Source organism: Variovorax sp. TBS-050B (assembly GCF_029893635.1).
Classification (GTDB): Bacteria; Pseudomonadota; Gammaproteobacteria; order Burkholderiales; family Burkholderiaceae_C; genus Variovorax.
Window position 1 is genome coordinate 1678483 of record NZ_JARXYR010000002.1, and the last position, 17086, is coordinate 1695568.

Here is a 17086-nt window from a genome sequence, read left to right on the forward strand (position 1 = left end):
CCGGGGTGTGGTGGTTGCGTTTCACGACTCGTCGCGCAGCCAGGTGACTGCGCCCGAATGGGTCACGGCCCCCTGGTGGGCAGGGCGCACGGTGAGCGCGTATTTTTCCAGCAAGCCACGGTGCGGGACCCCCGCGTTTACGTTGATCCGGCGCTGCGCAAGGCGCGCCGCGATCTCTTCCTCGCCCAGTTCCACCGAAATGCTGCGCGCCCCGGCGCGCGCGTCGATCGCGACGATGTCGCCGTCGCGCAACGCCGCGATCGGACCGCCGTCGGCCGCCTCCGGCCCGGCATAGCCGATGCACAGGCCGCGCGTGGCGCCCGAGAAGCGGCCGTCGGTCAGCAGCGCCACCTTGTCGCCCATGCCCTGCCCGTAGAGCAGCGCGGTGATGCCGAGCATCTCGCGCATGCCCGGGCTGCCCCTGGGGCCCTCGTTGCGGATCACGATCACGTCGCCCGGCTGGTAGCGGCGGTTCTGCACCGCGGTCTGCGCCTCTTCCTCCGACTCGAACACGCGCGCCGGCCCGCGGTGCACCAGCGTCTGCAGGCCGGCGGTCTTGAGCAGCGCGCCGTCGGGGCAGAGGTTGCCCTTGAGCACGGCCAGGCCGCCGTCGCGCGTGATCGCATCGCCCGCCTTGCGCACCACGCGGCCGTCGGGTGCGGCGGCGTCGGCGAGTTCCTCGGCCAGCGTGCGGCCGGTGAAGCTGAGCGCGTCGCCGTGCACGAAGCCCTGTTCCATCAGCGTGCGCAGGATCACGCCCGCGCCGCCGATGTAGTACACGTCGCGCGCGAGGTACTTGCCGCCCGGGCGCAGGTCGGCGATCAGCGGCGTGCGCGCGAAGACCTCGGCCACGTCGTCGAGGTGGAAGCGGATGCCGGCCTCGTGCGCGATCGCCGGCAGGTGCAGCGCGGCATTGGTCGAGCCGCCCGTGGCCGAGACCACGGCGCAGGCGTTCTCGAGCGCCTTGCGCGTGACGATCTCGCGCGGCAGCGGGCTGTCGCCCATCACGGCCTTCATGAGCTGCCTGGCGGCGCGGCGCATCAGCGGCGCACGCTCGCTGAACACCGCGGGCACCATGCTCGAGCCGATCGGCGCCAGGCCCAGGGCCTCGGACACCATGCCCATGGTGTTGGCGGTGAACTGGCCCGCGCAGGCGCCGGCCGTGGGCAGGCAGGCGCGGCTCATCGCGTCGAGTTCGTCGTGCGTGGCGGTGCCGGCCAGCACCTGGCCGATGGTCTCGTAGGTGTCGACCACGTTGAGGTCGCGCCCGTCGGGCCCGGGCATCTGCCCCGGCAGCGCCGAGCCGCCGTGCACGAACACGCTCGGCACGTTGCAGCGGACCATGCCCATCATCAGCCCGGGCAGGTTCTTGTCGCAGGCGCCGATCGCGAAGATGCCGTCCCACTGGTGGCCGCGCACCGAGGCCTCGACGCTGTCGGCGATCAGCTCGCGCGAGATCAGCGAGAAGCGCATGCCCGAATGCGCCATCGTGAGCCCGTCGCTCACCGACACCACCGGGCATTCGTGCGGCGTGCCGCCGCCCGCGTAGATGCCGGTCTTGGCATGCTGCGCCTGCTCGCGCAGGTTGAGGTTGCACGGGCTCATCTCGCCGCCGGTGTGGAACACGCCGATGTGCGGGCGTTCGATGTCCTCGTCGTCCTGCCCCAGCGCATGCAGGAAGCTGCGCGTGGTGGCGCGGATGGTGCCCTCGCGGATGGTGGCGGAGCGGAAGCGCGGGGCTTTCTTGGGATCGGTGGGCGTGGTCATCGGCGGGCGGGAGGCTGGCGGAGGGTATGGGGGGTCAGTAACTGCCCGGTGCGGCGGGCGCTGCGGCGCCGCCCGGCTTGAACCTGGCCGCGAGCTGCCTGGCGGCGGCGACGAGCACGATGGTGTCCACGCCCACGGCGACGAAGGTGGCGCCCGCGGCGAGCCACTTGCGCGCCTGCTCCTCGGTGGTCGAGAGGATGCCGGCGGCCTTGCCGGCCCGGCGGATGCGCGCGATCGCGTCGGCGATGGCCGCCTGCACCTCGGGGTGGCCGGGGTTGCCGACGAAGCCCATCGAGGCCGACAGGTCGGCCGGGCCGATGAACACGCCGTCCACGCCGGGCGTGGCGGCGATGGCGTCGAGGTTCCTCATCGCCTCGACCGTCTCGGCCTGTACCAGCAGGCAGGTCTGGGCATTGGCCTCGTGCAGGTAGTCCGGGTAGGCCTGCCAGCGCGAGGCGCGCGCGAGCGCGCTGCCCATGCCGCGGATGCCTTCGGGCGGGTAGCGCATGCCCTGCACCATGCGCGCGGCCTGCTCGGCGGTGTCGACCATCGGCACCAGGATGGTCTGCGCGCCGATGTCGAGCACCTGCTTGAGCAGCGTGGTGTCGCCCACCGGCACGCGCACCACCGGATGGGAGCGTGTCGCGCCTTCGGGCAGCGCCGACCAGGCGCTGGAGATGGCCTGCAGCTGCGCGAGCACCGAGCGCACGTCGTTGGGCGCATGCTCGCCGTCGACCAGCAGCCAGTCGAAGCCGGTGCCGGCGAGGATCTCGGCCGCGTAGCCGTCGGCCAGGCCGACCCAGAGGCCGATCTGGGCGCGCTGTTCGGCCAGCGCCTGCTTGAAGGTGTTGAGGGGTGTCTGCATCAAGGAGCTCCGAATGAGGATCAGGCGAGTCTGAACGAAATCGCGCCGAGCGGCCCGTAGTCGGCATGGAAGGTGTCGCCGGGCTGCGCGGTGGTGGGGCGCGTGAACGAGCCGGCGAGCACCACCTCGCCGGCCGCGAGGTGCTCGTCCCAGGGCGCGAGCTTGTTCGCGAGCCAGGCCACGCCGGTGGCCGGATGGTTGAGCACGCCCGCGGCCACGCCGGTCTCCTCGATCACGCCGTTCTTGTAGAGCAACGCGCCGACCCAGCGCAGGTCCACCGCGTCGGGCTTCACCGGCCGGCCGCCGAGCACGATGCCGGCGTTGGCCGCGTTGTCGGCGATGGTGTCGAACACCTTGCGCGGCGCCTTGGTGTGGCGGTCGAACTGCTCGATGCGCGCATCGATGATCTCGATCGCGGGCACCACGTAGTCGGTGGCGGCGAGCACGTCGAAGATCGTGACGCCCGGCCCCTTGAGCGGCTTGCCGAGCACGAAGGCCAATTCGACCTCGATGCGCGGCGCGATGAAGCGCGTGAACGGGATGTCTCCGCCCTGTTCGAAGAACATGTCGTCGAGCAGCGTGCCGTAATCGGGCTCGCTGATCTGGCTCGACAGCTGCATGGCGCGCGAGGTCAGGCCGATCTTGTGGCCCTTGACTGTGCGGCCCTCGGCGATCTTGTGCGCCACCCAGGCGCGCGAGACGGCATAGCCGTCTTCGATCGTCATCTCGGGAAAGCGCTTGGAGAAATGCTCGACCTGCACGCGCGTGCGTTCGCTCTCGTGCAGTTCGGCGGCCAGCTGGGCGATGGTGGTCTCGGAAAGCATGGATGAATGCGCTCAGCCTTTGTTGAACAGGGGATGCAGGTTGCTGTGCTTGCCGTCGTACACCTGGCCGGGGCTCTCGTCGATCTGCAGCGTGATGCCGATGTGGCGGCGCGCGAAGAGGTCGGCGAAGTGCGTGCGCACGGCGGCGAGCAGCTCGTCGCCGGCCTTCTTCTTCACCGCCTCGGCGCGGCCCGACGCCATGCGCAGGTTGAGGTAGACGAAGGCGTAGTCGGCCTGGCCGTCGGCCACCGCGTGATGCGCCGCGGGGTAGGCCAACACGCGCGTGCCGCCGGTGGGGAACACCGGCTGGCCGGTGTCGCCGTCGCGCTGCGCGAGCATGGTGTCGGCCAGCGTGCGGCACAGCGCCGTCATGTCGGTCTCGGCCTCGATGTTCGGGGTGTAGAGGATCACCAGGTGCGGCATGCGTCGTGCTCCTTCGCGTGCTTCAGGCCAGCGCCTCGGCCGGCAGCGGCGTGACCGGGAAGATGGCGTTGATCTGGCCGGTGCCGGAGCTGCCGAAGTAGGGCGTGACGATCTCCACCGGCGCGGTGTAGCGGTCCCAGCCGAGCAGGCCCAGCAGCATCGCGGTGTCGTGCATGTCGCCTTCGCCCCAGCACTTGTCGGCGTACATCGGCAGCATGCCGACGAAGGTGGCCCAGTCGCCCTTCTCCCAGAGTTCGACGACACGCCGGTCCACCTGTTCGAGGAAGGGGTCGTAGACCTTGTGCATGAACTCGGGCGCGCGGCCGTTGTCGGCGAAGTGATGCGAGAGGGAGCCGCTGGCGAACACGGCGACCCTGCCGTCGTAGCGTTCCTCGATCGCGCGCCGCACCGCGAGGCCGAAGCGGCCCGACTCCTGCAGGTCGTGCCAGTCGCACCAGCCGCTGATGCTGATCACCTTGTAGTGCTGGTCGGGGTTCATGTAGCGCATGGGCACGAGGGTGCCGTATTCGAGCTCGAGGGTGGTGTCGCTGTGGGCGCGGGTCTTCACGCCCATCTCGTTGGCCATGTCGGCGATCAGGTGGCCGAGCGCCGGGTTGCCCGGGTAGGCGTAGGGCATGTTCTTGATGAAGTGCGGCAGCTCGTTGCTGGTGTAGGTGCCGCCGAACTGCGGACCGCAGTTGATGTGGTATTCGCTGTTGACCTGCCAATGCACGTCGAACACCACGATGGTGTCGACGCCGAGCGCGCGGCAGCGGCGGTCGATCTCCCTGTGGCCGTGGATCGCGGCGTCGCGGCAGCCGAAGTTCGGCCCGGGGAACTCCGAGAGGTACATCGAGGGGACGTGCGTGATCTTGGCGGCGAGTGCGAGTTGGCCCATGGTGTGTTCTTCCTTCAGCTCTCGGGGTGCGTGTCGGTTTGTGGTCGGGCGTTGCTGTTCGCGGGGCTGGTGTTTGGGGCGCCGCTGTTCGGGGCGCGTGCACAGGCCACCGGGTGCTCCCCTCCGCGAATGTCCCCCGCCTTCGGCTCCTCCTTTATTTCGCTGCGGGGAGCACCCGATGCCCTGTGCACAGGGCACGCAGCTGGTTTGCGGCCGATCAACAAGTGCTCTGCTCGCTCCCGCCGATGGGGTGCCCTGCGCAGCGAAATAAAGGAGGAGGCCGCAGGCCGGGGGACATTCGCGGAGCAGGGTACCCCGTCGGCGGGAGCGCGCCCCGCACCCTGAACCGGCCGCATCAACGCGCGATGCAGGAAACGCGCACCCACCTCAGACCCCCCAATGCGGAATGTGATGCGCCCCCAGCGACACCGCCACGTTCTTCGGCTCGCAGAACACCTCGTAGCTCCAGGTGCCGCCCTCGCGGCCCGTGCCCGAGGCCTTGGTGCCGCCGAAGGGCTGGCGCAGGTCCCTGACGTTCTGGCTGTTGACGAAGCACATGCCGGCTTCCACGGCCGCGGCCACGCGGTGCGCGCGGCCGATGTTCTCGGTCCAGACGTAGCTCGACAGGCCGTAGGCGATGTCGTTCGCGAGCTCGATGGCATGCGCCTCGTCCCGGAACGGGATCAGGCAGGCCACGGGGCCGAAGATCTCGTCCTGCGCGATCTTCATGCGGTTGTCGACGTCGGCGAACACCGTGGGCATCACGTAGTTGCCCTTCTTCACGCGCTCGGGCAGGTTGCTCGGTCCTTCGAGCCCGCCGCACAGCAGCGTCGCGCCTTCCTTCGGGCCGAGCTCGATGTAGCTGCGCACCTTGGCGAGATGCGCCTGCGAGATCATCGGCCCGACGATGGTCTTCTCGTCCAGCGGGTCGCCCACCGTGATCCGTTTCGCGCGCTCGGCGAACTTCGCGGCGAAGTCGGCGTAGATCGACTGCTGCACCAGGATGCGCGAGCCCGCGGTGCAGCGCTCGCCGTTGTTGCTGAAGATCATGAACACGGCCGCGTCGAGCGCGCGGTCGAGGTCGGCGTCGTCGAAGATCACGAACGGGCTCTTGCCGCCGAGCTCCATGCTGAACTTCTTCAGGCCCGCGCTCTTCACGATGCGGTTGCCGGTGGCGGTGGAGCCGGTGAACGAGATCGCGCGCACGTCGGGGTGCGCCACCAGCGGCTCGCCGGCGTCCTTCCCGTAGCCGTGCACCAGGTTCAGCACGCCGGGCGGAATGCCCGCTTCGAGCGCCAGCTCGCCGAGGCGCGCGGCCGTGAGCGGCGAGAGCTCGCTCATCTTCAGCACCGCGGTGTTGCCGAAGGCCAGGCAGGGCGCGACCTTCCAGGTGGCGGTCATGAAGGGCACGTTCCACGGGCTGATCAGCGCACACACGCCCACCGGGTGGAACAGCGTGTAGTTGAGGTGCGTGGGCGTGAGGTAGGTGTGGCCGTCGACGCGCGTGCACATTTCGGCGAAGTAGTGGAAGTTGTCGGCCGCGCGCGGCACCAGCTGCTTGCCGGTCTGCGCGATGACCTGGCCGCAGTCGTCGGTCTCGGTCCGCGCGATCTCGGGTACGTGCTTCGCGATCAGGTCGCCGAGCCTGCGGATCAGCTTCGCGCGCTCGGGCGCGGGCAGGCCGGCCCACTTCGGGAAGGCGGCCTTGGCGGCGGCCACGGCCGCGTTCACTTCGGCCTCGCCGCCGGCGGCGACCTCGGCGAGCACTTCCTGCGTGGCGGGGTTGAGGGTCTCGAAATAGTCGGCGCCCTGGACGGGCTTGCCGTCGATGAGGTGATGGATCTGTTGCATGGGGAAAGAGCCTTGTTCGGGCGAAGGGAGGCGCGGCGCTCAGCCCGCGGCGGCGATCGTGTTCTCGAGCGCCCCGATGCCCTCGATCTCGGTCACGACCACATCGCCGGGCCGGCAGTCCACCACGCCGTCGGGCGTGCCGGTGAGGATCAGGTCGCCCGGCGAGAGCGTCATGAAGCGGCTGAAGTACGCGATGAGGAAAGGCACGTCGAAGATCATGTCGCGCGTATGGCCCTGCTGCGTGACCTGGCCGTTGACCGTGGTGCGCAGCGCGAGCGCCATCGGGGCGGGCACGTCCTGCGCATCGACGAGCCAGGGCCCGAGCGGCGTGCAGGTGTCGCGGTTCTTCACGCGCAGGTTGGGGCGGTACCAGTTCTCGAGGGTAGTCGCGGATCGCGTAGTCGTTGGCCACCGTGTAGCCGCCGATGAAGTCGTAAGCGTCCTCGCGCTTCACGTGGCGCGCGGTGCGGCCGATCACGACCGCGAGCTCGCATTCGTAGTGCATGAACTGCACGCCCGCGGGGCGGAAGGTCTTCTGGCGGTGGCCGGTCAGCGTGCTCTGGCCCTTGACGAACACCAGCGGTTCCTCGGGCGCCTTGAATTCGAGTTCCTTCGCATGGTCGGCGTAGTTGAGGCCGAGCGCGAGGATGGTGCGCGGCCGCGCGGTGGGCGCGAGCGGCGGCAGCCAGTCGACGGCATCGAAGCCGACCACGCGGCCGTCGGCCAGCAGCAGCGCACCGTCGCGCTCGACGGCCTCGTGCACGGCGTTCTCGAAGCGGACGCGTGCGTGCTTCATGCGCCTTCTCCCACCAGCGTGTTGACCAGCGTCTCGAAGCCCGGCGCCGAGATCTCGATGCGGTCGCCCACGTGCGCGAGCGGCCGCCCCGCGCCGCAGCCCAGCATCAGCACGTCGCCGTGCGCGAGCGTCATGAACTCGCCCACGTCGGCCAGCAGCTGGCGCGCGGGGCGCACCAGCGTGGCGAAGTCGAGGGTCTGTTTCAGTTCGCCGTTGATGCGCACTTCCATGCGGAAGCCGGCGGGGTCGGCGACCTCCTGCGCGTCGCGCAGCGCCGGGCCGATGCCGAGGAAGCCGTCGAGGCATTTGAACTTCACGGGCGGGCGGAAGAAGCTCGCGTGCGGCACGGAGAGGTCGTTCATCGGCACGAAACCCTCGATGTCGCCGTCGGCGCCGACCACCATGCCGATGCTGGCGCCGACCTCGACCGCCGGCACGTCGGCGGGCACCGCGATCGCGGCATCGTGCGGGCTCCAGGTGTTGGCGGTCTTGACGTAGAGCACGGGCGCCTGCGGCGGTGCCTTGTAGGGCGGCGCGCTCATCTGCGGCGCGAGCGCGTCGAACTCGTCGCGGAAGTTCAGCAGCGTGCCGTAGACCGTGCCCGTGGGCATGAACTGTGTGTGGCGGCTGCTCATGAGGGCTGCTCCAGCGCGATCAGCTCGTCGAGCAGCACGTACAGCTGCGCGAGCTTCTTCTTGCCCAGCGACTGTTCCATCCACTGGTAGTGGGCCTCGATGCTCGAGGAGAGCTTCTTCACCAGCCGCATGCCGCGCGGCGTGGCTTCCACCACGGTGCGGCGCTGGTCCTCGGGGTCGCGGCTGCGGCTGATGAGTTCGTCGCGCTCCATGCGCGCGAGCACGCCGGTCAGGCTGGGCCCGAGGATGAAGGCCTCGCGCGCCACGCGGCCGGTTTCGACCGCGCCGTGTTCGCCGAGCACGCGCAGCACGCGCCACTGCTGGTCGGACAGCGCATGCTCGCGCAGGCTGGGCCGGGTGTGGGCCATCACGGCTTCGCGCGCCTGCAGCAGCAGGCGCGGCAGGTTGCGGTGGGCGAAGGTGGTGCTCAAGCGCGTGGCCTTTCTCGATTAGTTAAGATGTTAAATGAATCGATCGTGCGTTCCAAGGGCGTGCGCATCAGGGTTTGTGCGGGGCCTAAACTCCCTGGATGGCCAAGGAAAAATCACTTTTCGTCTGCAGCGAATGCGGCGGCACCAGTCCCAAGTGGCTCGGCAAATGCCCGAGCTGCGGCGCGTGGAACACGCTCATCGAGCAGGCGGCGGCCGGCGCCGGCCCGGCCAACAACCGCTTCGGCACGCAGTTCGCGTCGCTCGCGGGCGCGTCGGAACTCGCCACGCTGTCGGAGATCGAGGCCACCGACGTGGCGCGCACGCCCACGGGCATCGACGAGCTCGACCGCGTGCTCGGCGGCGGCATCGTCTCGGGCGGCGTCACGCTGATCGGGGGCGATCCGGGCATCGGCAAGTCCACGCTGCTGCTGCAGGCGGTCGATGCGCTGCAGCGCGCGGGGCAGAACGCGCTCTACGTCACGGGCGAGGAAAGCGGCTCGCAGGTGGCGCTGCGCTCGCGGCGCCTCGGGCTCGACCACTCGCAGGTGCAGGTGCTGGCCGAGATCCAGCTCGAGAAGATCATCGCCACGCTCGACGCCACGCGGCCGGCGATCGCGGTGATCGACTCGATCCAGACGGTGTATTCCGACCAGCTCACCTCCGCGCCCGGCTCGGTGGCGCAGGTGCGCGAATGCGCGGCGCACCTCACGCGCTTCGCCAAGACCAGCGGCACGGCGGTGGTGCTCGTCGGACACGTGACGAAGGAGGGCGCGCTCGCCGGTCCGCGCGTGCTCGAGCACATGGTGGACACGGTGCTGTACTTCGAGGGCGACACCCATTCGAGCTTCCGCCTGGTGCGCGCGATCAAGAACCGCTTCGGCGCGGTCAACGAGATCGGCGTGTTCGCGATGACCGAGCGCGGCCTCAAGGGCGTGGCCAACCCGAGCGCGATCTTCCTGAGCCAGCATGCCGAGCCGGTGCCCGGCAGCGTGGTGCTGGTCACGCTCGAGGGCACGCGGCCGATGCTGGTCGAGATCCAGGCGCTGGTCGACGACGGCGGCCCGAGCCCGCGCCGGCTGTCGGTGGGCCTGGAGCGCGACCGCCTCGCGATGCTGCTCGCGGTGCTGCACCGCCATGCGGGCGTGGCCTGCATGGACCAGGACGTGTTCGTCAACGCGGTCGGCGGCGTGCGCATCAGCGAGCCGGCGGCCGACCTCGCGGTGATGCTCGCGATCACCTCGAGCCTGCGCGGCAAGCCGATGCCCAAGGGCTTCATCGCCTTCGGCGAAGTGGGCCTCGCGGGCGAGGTGCGCCCCGCGCCGCGCGGCCAGGAGCGGCTGCGCGAGGCGGCCAAGCTGGGCTTCAGCGTGGCGGTCGTCCCCAAGGCCAACGCGCCGCGCAAGGGCGCGAAGGAGATCGAGGGCCTGACCATCCATGCGGTCGACCGCATCGAGGAGGCGATGGACGTGGTGCGCGGGCTCGAGTGAGCGCCGGATGAAAAAATGCCCGGCACGCCTGTGGCGCGCCGGGCCAGTCCCCCTGTTTCCCCGTCGTGTGCGGCAACCTGCCGGTTGCCTCCTTCTCTCTCCCTCTCTCCGGGCGACGCGAAATGTGCCTGCGGCCGCGGCCGCGCCGGGTGCTTTGGATCGCGAGTACCGCGCGGCGCGCCCCGCGGTAGCCGCGGCCGCTACCGCGGGCAGCGACAATGCGGGGCATGAATTTCCAGAAATTGCTGGTGCCGGTGGGCGCCATCGTGCTTCTCGCGCTGGCCTGGCGCAGCCACGGCTGGGGCGGCGTCGCCTTCGCGGGCGGCGTGATCGTGATGTTCCTGCTGATGCACTTCAACCGCATGATGCAGGTGCTCAAGCGCGCGGGCGACCGCCCGATCGGCCATGTGGCGAGCGCGGTGATGCTCAACGCCAAGCTCAAGCAGGGCGTGACGCTGATGCACGTGATCGCGATGACGCGCGCCCTCGGCGAACTGCGCTCGCCGCAGGACGAGCAGCCCGAGCTCTACCGCTGGACCGATGCCGGCGGCTCGTACGTCGATGCCGTGTTCAACGGCGGCAAGCTGCAGAGCTGGACGCTGACGCGCCCCGAAGCGACCGCGGACGGCGAGCAGCCGTAGCGGGAGCGGGAGCGGACAGCCGAACGCAGAAGGAAGACAAAAGAAGCGCAGAAGTCGCAGAAGAAGAAAAGACCTGATCTTTCAGGTTTTTCCTTTCGCGCCCTTCGCGGAACCTTCGGGTCCTCTGCGTCCGGCTGTCCGATTTCAGAAAGGCGCGTCCGCCTCTTCAGCCGCAGTCTCCGTCTCCGGCTTCGCGCCGGTTTCCACCGGCGCCGCGCCGAACGCCGCCTCGCCGCCGAGCGCATCGAGCAGCGCCGGCACCAGCTGGCCGAGTTCGCCCGTGGCGATCGCCACGTCGGCGTCGAAGTTGTCTTCCTTCTTGCCGCCCGCGGCCCCGTCGCCCGTGCCCTCGAGGAACACGATCTTGCGGATCAGCATGCCGTGCGTGAGCTCGAACGAGACCCGGTCGTCCCAGGTCAGCGCGAGCCGCGTGGGCCGCTTGCCGTCGCTGATGTGCTGCTTGACCTCGTCGATGTCGAGCGGATGCTTGGCATAGCGCACCACGGCCTTGGAATCGTCCGAGGCCTTGAGCTCGCACTCGCGGTCGATGGTGAAGCCGGCCGGCGGCTCCTGCGTGAGCAGCCAGTTGGCCATGGCCGCGGCCGGCTCGACCTGCGTGTTGATCGGCGTCACGGCGAAGCCGTCGAGCGCCTTCACCAGGCTGGTGACCACCTCGTCGGCGCGCGCGGCATTGGCGCTGTTGATCACGAGGCGGCGCTCGGCCTGGTCGATCCACACGGCCACGCGCGCGCTGCGCGTGAAGGCCATCGGCAGCAGCTCGAGGGTGATGTCCTCCTTGAGCTCCTTCTTCTCCTTCTTGCCGGGCTTGCGGCCCGTGGCGGTCTCGATCTGCGCGCAGCGCTCCTCGAGCTTGCGGCGCACCACCGAGCCGGGCACGGCCTTGCTTTCGATCATGTACTCGACCAGCCATTGGCCGTCGATGGACTCGACCAGCGGCCCGTTGGCCTCGCCGCGCGGCTCGATCCAGCCGGCGGACTTTTCCTGCGAAGGGCCGCAGGGCTCGAAGCGCTGCTTGCCCAGACCTTCTTCCGCCTCGGCCAGCGTTTGCGACCAGGCGGGTTCGATGCGATAGACGATGACGTTCTTGAATACGGACACGGAAACCCTTTTGTTGCACTCTGCGGCAGACGCCGAAGCCCGCCATTGTCACAGGGCGCGCGGCCGGCCATGAAAAAAGGGCCTGCCGGCCCTTGGGGAAAAAAGCGCGTGCGAAGACGGCGTGCTAGCCTTCCTCGACGAAGGCTTCTTCGCGCTTGCTGCGCACCGCCGGCATGAGCACCACCGCCAGCAGCACCGCGGCCGCGACCAGCAGGCTCGCCGAGATCGGCCGCGTGACCAGCACGCTCCAGTCGCCGCGCGACAGCAGCAGCGCGCGGCGCAGGTTCTCTTCCATCATCGGCCCGAGGATCAGGCCCAGCAGCAGCGGCGCGGGCTCGCATTCGAGCTTGTGGAAGGCATAGCCGACGATGCCGAACAGGCCCACCATCCAGACGTCGAAGGTGTTGTTGTTGGTCGAGTACACGCCGATCGCGCAGAACAGCACGATCGCCGGGAACAGCCAGCGGTACGGAATGGTCAGCAGCTTGACCCAGATGCCGATCAGCGGCAGGTTCAGGACCACCAGCATCGCGTTGCCGATCCACATCGAGGCGATCAGGCCCCAGAACAGCTCGGGGTCGCTGGTCATCACCTGCGGACCGGGCTGGATGTTGTGGATCGTCATCGCGCCCACCATCAGCGCCATCACCGCATTGCCCGGGATGCCGAGCGTGAGCAGCGGAATGAACGAGGCCTGCGCGCCCGCGTTGTTGGCCGACTCGGGGCCCGCCACGCCGCGGATGTTGCCCTGGCCGAAGGGAATCTCGTTCTTTGCCGAGGCGCATCTTCTTCTCGAGCGTGTACGAGGCGAAGGCCGACAGCAGCGAGCCGCCGCCCGGCAGGATGCCGAGCGCGCAGCCCAGCGCGGTGCCGCGCAGCACCGCGGGGATCATGTGGCGGAAGTCCTCGCGCGTCGGGAACAGGCTCGACACCTTGGCCGTGAACACCTCGCGCTGCTCCTCGGGCTTGGCGAGGTTGGCGATGATCTCGCCGTAGCCGAACACGCCCATCGCCACCGCGATGAAGCTCACGCCGTCGGTGAGTTCGGGAATGTCGAAGGAATAGCGCGCCACGCCCGAGTTGACGTCGGTGCCGATGAGGCCGATCAAGAGGCCCAGCACGATCATGCAGATCGCCTTCAGCAGCGAGCCGGAGGCCAGCACCACCGCGCCGATCAGGCCCAGCACCATGAGCGCGAAGTACTCGGCGGGACCGAACTTGAAGGCCAGTTCGGTCAGCGCGGGCGCGAAGGCCGCAAGCACCAGCGTGCCCACGCAGCCCGCGAAGAAGGAGCCGAGGCCCGCCGCCGCGAGCGCGGCGCCGCCCCGCCCCTGCTTGGCCATCTGGTGGCCGTCGATCACCGTCACCACGGAGGACGACTCGCCCGGCAGGTTGACCAGGATCGCGGTGGTCGAGCCGCCGTACTGCGAGCCGTAGTAGATGCCCGCGAGCATGATCAGCGCCGCCACGGGCGGCAGCGCATAGGTCGCCGGCAGCAGCAGCGCCACGGTGGTCACCGGGCCGATGCCGGGCAGCACGCCGATCAGCGTGCCGAGCAGGCAGCCGAAGAAGGCATAGAGCAGGTTCTGCAGCGTGAAGGCGGCGCCGAAACCCAGCGAGAGGTGTTCGAGCAGTTCCATGTGTCGTGTCCTCTCAACCGGCGATGAAGCTGGGCCAGACCTGGAACTGCAGGCTCAGGCCGAGGATGAAGACGAGATAGCTGCCGATGGCCAGCACGGTGGCGAGCACGAGCGAGCCCTTGAACCTGAACTGCGTGCCGGCCATGCTGGCGACGATCACGAGCGCATAGATCGCGAGCACCAGGCCGAGCGCAGGTACGTCCATGCTCGGCATGCCGCCGAGCAGCACGCCGAACAACAGGTTGGCGCCGATGATGAAGCCGAGCTGTTTCCACGCGATCGCACCGACCGGGTTGCTGTCGCCCTCGTCGCCGCGCAGCGAAAGCGAACTCGCCAGCACCCCCAGGCCCATCACGGCCAGCAGGATGCCGAGCATCAGCGGGAAGTAGCCCGGACCCATGCGGGCGCCGGTGCCGATGTTGTAGTTGAAGGCGCCGACGGCGAAGGCCGCGCCGGTGGCGGCGAACATCAGTCCGGAGAAAAAGTCCTTCTGACTCCTGATCTTCATGGTGGGGTGCACTTTCGGAGAGGGTGAGAACCGGGCGGCGCCGGCCGCGAGAAGGGCGGCGCGATCGGTTGGGGGAACGGCCGGGCGGGGAAGCCGCGGCCCTGGTGCGAAGATTTATATCATGTTGTGATGTAAACATCCGGCACATGAACCTATCGATTTCCCTGGGACGGCGCGTGGTCCGGCCGGCCTGCCTTGCTACATTCGCTGCCGGGCCACCACAACGCACACCATGTCCAATTCCCTGGATAGCGCTTCCAAGCGGCGCCTCGAGGCGCTCTCCGAATTCCGTTACCGGCTGCGCAGCTTCCTGCGCTTCAGCGAGGACGCCGCGCGCGAAGCGGGCGTGACGGCGCTGCAGTACCAGCTGCTGCTGCACACCCAGGGCTTCCCCGGGCGCCAGTGGGCGTCGGTGAGCGAACTGGCCGAGCGGCTGCAGGCCCAGCCGCACGGCGCGGTGGCGCTGGTCTCGCGTTGCGAGGAGGCGGGGCTGGTGCGCCGCCAGCCGAGCACCGTCGACCGGCGCCAGGTCGAGGTGCACCTGCTGCCCAAGGGCCGCAAGGTGCTCGCGAAGCTCGCCGAGCGCCATCTGACCGAGCTGTCCGAACTCGCGGAGGCGGTGCGCCTCGCGCACGCCATCCAGGGCAGCATCGAGGCGCACTGAGCCGCCCCGCGGGCACTTCGGGCCGCGCCACGGGAGATGCCCGGCCCGCTAAAATCCGCGCTTTGCTTTCCTCTTTCCCCAAGGACCACACATGAGCGCGCTTCCCTCTCTGGACGACCGTGACGGCAAGATCTGGATGGACGGCGAACTCGTGGACTGGCGCGACGCCAAGATCCACGTGCTGAGCCACACGCTGCACTACGGCTGCGGCGCCTTCGAAGGCGTGCGCGCCTACAAGACGCCCGAAGGCACGGCGATCTTCCGCCTGGCCGAGCACACCGAGCGCCTGTTCAACAGCGCCAAGATCCTGCGCATGAAGATCCCGTTCACGCCCGAAGAGCTGAACGAGGCCCAGAAGCAGGTGGTGCGCGAGAACAAGCTCGAGAGCTGCTACCTGCGCCCGTTGATCTGGATCGGCTCCGAGAAGCTCGGCGTGAGCCCCAAGGGCAACCGCATCCACGCGATGGTCGCGGCCTGGTCCTGGGGTGCCTACCTCGGCGAGGAAGGCCTGAAGCGCGGCATCCGCGTGAAGACCTCGAGCTACACGCGCCACCACGTCAACATCACGATGACGCAGGCCAAGTCGGTCAGCAACTACACCAACTCGATCCTCGCCAACATGGAGGCGCTCGACGACGGCTACGACGAGGCGCTGCTGCTCGACGCGAGCGGCTTCGTCTCCGAGGGCGCGGGCGAGAACATCTTCGTGGTCAAGAACGGCGTGGTCTACACGCCCGACCTGTCGGCCGGCGCGCTCAACGGCATCACGCGCAACACCATCCTGCACGTCTGCAAGGATCTCGGCATCGAGCTGGTGCAGAAGCGCATCACGCGCGACGAGGTCTACATCGCCGACGAAGCCTTCTTCACCGGCACCGCGGCCGAGGTCACGCCGATCCGCGAGCTCGACCGCATCGAGATCGGCAACCGCGGCGACGGCGGCTCGCGCGGCCCGGTCACCGAGAAGATCCAGGCGGCCTTCTTCGACATCGTGAACGGCAAGAATCCCAAGTACGCCCACTGGCTCACGAAGGTCTGAAACCCATGCCCACCCAAGCAGTCGTCGAACTCCTCGCGAAGGAGCTCAACCATCAGGGCGGCGTGTTCTGCCCCAGTCCCAAGGCCGACATGAAGCTCTGGAACAGCCACCCGAAGGTCTACCTCGACGTGGCGCGCACCGGCGAAGCCAAGTGCCCCTATTGCGGCACCGTCTACCGCCTCAAAGCGGGTGAGCAGGTGGCCGGCCACCACTGAAGGCGCCGCCCAGGCGCGGCGGCAGCACCGAACGCCACGGGCTGCCGCTTTCCTGCACCATGCGCAGGAACAGGAAGGTCACGAACAGCAGCGACAGGCCGATCTGCGCATCGCGCATGGCCGAGTTCAGGCTCGCCGCGACCAGCATCGTGAGCATCGCCACGAAGCCGATGCGCCCCGTCAGGTCGGCGCGCCGCCAGCACACCCAGACGCCGCCCAGCATGATCGCGAGCAGCGCCAGGAAGCCCGGGATGCCGGCCTGCGAGCCCATCCACAGGTAGTCGTTGTGCGGCATGTTCTTGTAGTCGATCACCTTCGGCGCGCGCCGCTTCCACTCGCTGGTCCAGGCGCCGATGCCCTGGCCCGCGATGGGCGCGTCGAGCATCATGCGGCCGGTCTCGCGGTACATGTAGTAGCGTGAGATCCAGCTCGCCTCGGAGGCCACGCCGGCCTGCGCCTGCTCCAGTTCCTGCACGCCGAGTTCGAACTTGCTCTTGATCGAGGCCGGCAGCTGCCATGCGCCGAGCGCGGCGATCGCCGTCGCCAGCGCGAGCCCCGCCAGCAGCCCGCGCGGATGGCTGCGCCACTGGTGGAAGCAGGCCGCGAACACGCAGCCCAGCATCGCCACCAGCGAGGTGCGCGAGGGCAGCGCGATGCTCACCACGATCGCCATCACCGCCGCCACGCCGAAGGCCGGCCCGGCCCAGTTGCCAGCGCCGCGCATCGCCGAGGTGCGCGAGGCCCAGCACCGCGGCCGCGGCGCCGATGGTCGCGAACAGCAGCGCGTCGTTGATCGACTTGTTGCCCTGCATGACGGTCACGGCGCGCCAGATCTGCAGGTCGGGCAGGCCGACGGTGTGGAAGAGCGCGATCAGCACCAGGCCGAGCACCGAGGCGAGCAGGAAGGCGCGCAGCGCCCACACGCATTCGTCGCGCGTGAGCGCGAGCGCCAGCAGCATCGTGAGCGCGATGCGCAGGCCGTGGAACAGCTCGGTGCCGGTTTCCTTGAAATGCGGCGACACGGCCAGCACCACGAAGGTCCAGCCCACGTAGGCCATGATCGGCCACCACAGCGGATGGGCCCGCACGCGCGCGGCGCGCTCGCGCCAGTTGCCGCCGACGGCCATCGCGAGCATGAGGAGCAGGAAGGCCGCGTAGTTCACGCCGACCGGCATGTAGACCACGAAGCCCCAGAAGGCGGCCGCATGGCGCCCGAGTCTTGAACGGAACATGGGGCGGAATTCTAGAGGCGGCCCCGGCGCGAGAACCTGACCGGCGGCAAC

17 protein-coding genes and 2 pseudogenes are annotated in these 17086 nt (G+C 69.2%); 6 read left to right on the plus strand and 13 right to left on the minus strand.

What is annotated here, in order from left to right; all coding sequences use genetic code 11:
• Window positions 1-21 precede the first annotated feature (21 nt).
• The 9 genes and pseudogenes from ilvD to hpaR all read right to left on the minus strand — a co-directional run bounded on the left by ilvD (window position 22) and on the right by hpaR (window position 8490).
• Window positions 22-1767 (minus strand): dihydroxy-acid dehydratase, encoded by a 1746-nt coding sequence (gene ilvD / locus M2165_RS11010; protein WP_280814674.1) that lies wholly within the window; start codon window positions 1765-1767, stop codon window positions 22-24.
• Between the two features lie 34 nt (window positions 1768-1801).
• Entirely contained in the window at window positions 1802-2632 is an 831-nt protein-coding gene (gene hpaI / locus M2165_RS11015; RefSeq protein WP_280814675.1) for a 4-hydroxy-2-oxoheptanedioate aldolase, read from the minus strand.
• A 20-nt stretch (window positions 2633-2652) separates the two neighbouring features.
• Window positions 2653-3456 carry a 2-oxo-hept-4-ene-1,7-dioate hydratase gene (hpaH, locus tag M2165_RS11020; RefSeq protein WP_280814676.1) on the minus strand — a complete coding sequence of 268 codons (804 nt, stop codon included), beginning with the start codon at window positions 3454-3456 and terminating at the stop codon, window positions 2653-2655.
• Between the two features lie 12 nt (window positions 3457-3468).
• Window positions 3469-3879 carry a 5-carboxymethyl-2-hydroxymuconate Delta-isomerase gene (locus M2165_RS11025; RefSeq protein WP_280814677.1) on the minus strand — a complete coding sequence of 137 codons (411 nt, stop codon included), beginning with the start codon at window positions 3877-3879 and terminating at the stop codon, window positions 3469-3471.
• 22 nt (window positions 3880-3901) lie between these two features.
• Window positions 3902-4777, minus strand: coding sequence for a 3,4-dihydroxyphenylacetate 2,3-dioxygenase (gene hpaD, locus M2165_RS11030; protein ID WP_280814678.1), 876 nt, complete (start codon window positions 4775-4777; stop codon window positions 3902-3904).
• Between the two features lie 387 nt (window positions 4778-5164).
• Window positions 5165-6628, minus strand: coding sequence for a 5-carboxymethyl-2-hydroxymuconate semialdehyde dehydrogenase (gene hpaE, locus M2165_RS11035; RefSeq protein ID WP_280814679.1), 1464 nt, complete (start codon window positions 6626-6628; stop codon window positions 5165-5167).
• Window positions 6629-6667: 39 nt separating this feature from the next.
• A pseudogene (locus M2165_RS11040) lies at window positions 6668-7424 on the minus strand (fumarylacetoacetate hydrolase family protein).
• On the minus strand, window positions 7421-8059 hold the full coding sequence (locus tag M2165_RS11045; protein WP_280814680.1) for a fumarylacetoacetate hydrolase family protein: 639 nt from the start codon (window positions 8057-8059) through the stop codon (window positions 7421-7423). The pseudogene M2165_RS11040 and the gene M2165_RS11045 overlap by 4 nt, the downstream one beginning before the upstream one ends.
• A complete protein-coding gene (gene hpaR, locus M2165_RS11050) occupies window positions 8056-8490 on the minus strand; it encodes a homoprotocatechuate degradation operon regulator HpaR (RefSeq protein WP_280814681.1) in 435 nt (144 codons plus the stop codon). Before hpaR ends, M2165_RS11045 begins: the two co-directional genes overlap by 4 nt.
• Before the next feature lie 98 nt (window positions 8491-8588).
• Between hpaR and radA the strand changes: the two genes are divergently transcribed.
• Together radA and M2165_RS11060 are read left to right on the plus strand one after the other, a co-directional pair.
• Window positions 8589-9977, plus strand: a complete 1389-nt coding sequence (gene radA, locus M2165_RS11055; protein WP_280814682.1) for a DNA repair protein RadA — start codon at window positions 8589-8591, stop codon at window positions 9975-9977.
• 218 nt (window positions 9978-10195) lie between these two features.
• Complete coding sequence (locus M2165_RS11060) at window positions 10196-10618, plus strand: glycerate kinase (RefSeq protein WP_280814683.1); 423 nt, start codon at window positions 10196-10198, stop codon at window positions 10616-10618.
• Window positions 10619-10762: 144 nt separating this feature from the next.
• Here M2165_RS11060 and M2165_RS11065 read toward each other — a convergent pair whose 3' ends face one another.
• The 3 genes and pseudogenes from M2165_RS11065 to M2165_RS11075 all read right to left on the minus strand — a co-directional run bounded on the left by M2165_RS11065 (window position 10763) and on the right by M2165_RS11075 (window position 13885).
• Complete coding sequence (locus M2165_RS11065) at window positions 10763-11737, minus strand: recombination-associated protein RdgC (RefSeq protein WP_280814684.1); 975 nt, start codon at window positions 11735-11737, stop codon at window positions 10763-10765.
• Window positions 11738-11861: 124 nt separating this feature from the next.
• Window positions 11862-13377: pseudogene (locus M2165_RS11070) on the minus strand (tripartite tricarboxylate transporter permease).
• Between the two features lie 13 nt (window positions 13378-13390).
• Window positions 13391-13885: a tripartite tricarboxylate transporter TctB family protein gene (locus M2165_RS11075; RefSeq protein WP_280814685.1), complete on the minus strand. Its 495-nt coding sequence runs from the start codon at window positions 13883-13885 to the stop codon at window positions 13391-13393.
• Between the two features lie 232 nt (window positions 13886-14117).
• Between M2165_RS11075 and M2165_RS11080 the strand changes: the two genes are divergently transcribed.
• The 3 genes from M2165_RS11080 (at window position 14118) to M2165_RS11090 (ending at window position 15803) form a co-directional block, all read left to right on the plus strand.
• On the plus strand, window positions 14118-14549 hold the full coding sequence (locus tag M2165_RS11080) for a MarR family transcriptional regulator (protein WP_280814686.1): 432 nt from the start codon (window positions 14118-14120) through the stop codon (window positions 14547-14549).
• 91 nt (window positions 14550-14640) lie between these two features.
• The gene (locus M2165_RS11085) at window positions 14641-15588 is read left to right on the plus strand and encodes a branched-chain amino acid transaminase (RefSeq protein WP_280814687.1); all 948 of its coding nucleotides are present in this window, start codon (window positions 14641-14643) and stop codon (window positions 15586-15588) included.
• Between the two features lie 5 nt (window positions 15589-15593).
• Entirely contained in the window at window positions 15594-15803 is a 210-nt protein-coding gene (locus M2165_RS11090; RefSeq protein ID WP_280814688.1) for a zinc-finger domain-containing protein, read from the plus strand.
• On the opposite strand, the gene M2165_RS11095 is transcribed toward M2165_RS11090, so the two are convergent.
• Entirely contained in the window at window positions 15769-16476 is a 708-nt protein-coding gene (locus M2165_RS11095) for an O-antigen ligase family protein (protein ID WP_280814689.1), read from the minus strand. The two genes, M2165_RS11090 and M2165_RS11095, sit on opposite strands and share 35 nt — an antisense overlap.
• On the opposite strand from M2165_RS11095, the gene M2165_RS11100 reads away from it, so the two are divergent.
• Entirely contained in the window at window positions 16457-17026 is a 570-nt protein-coding gene (locus M2165_RS11100; RefSeq protein WP_280814690.1) for a hypothetical protein, read from the plus strand. The genes M2165_RS11095 and M2165_RS11100 overlap by 20 nt on opposite strands.
• Window positions 17027-17086: the final 60 nt, after the last annotated feature.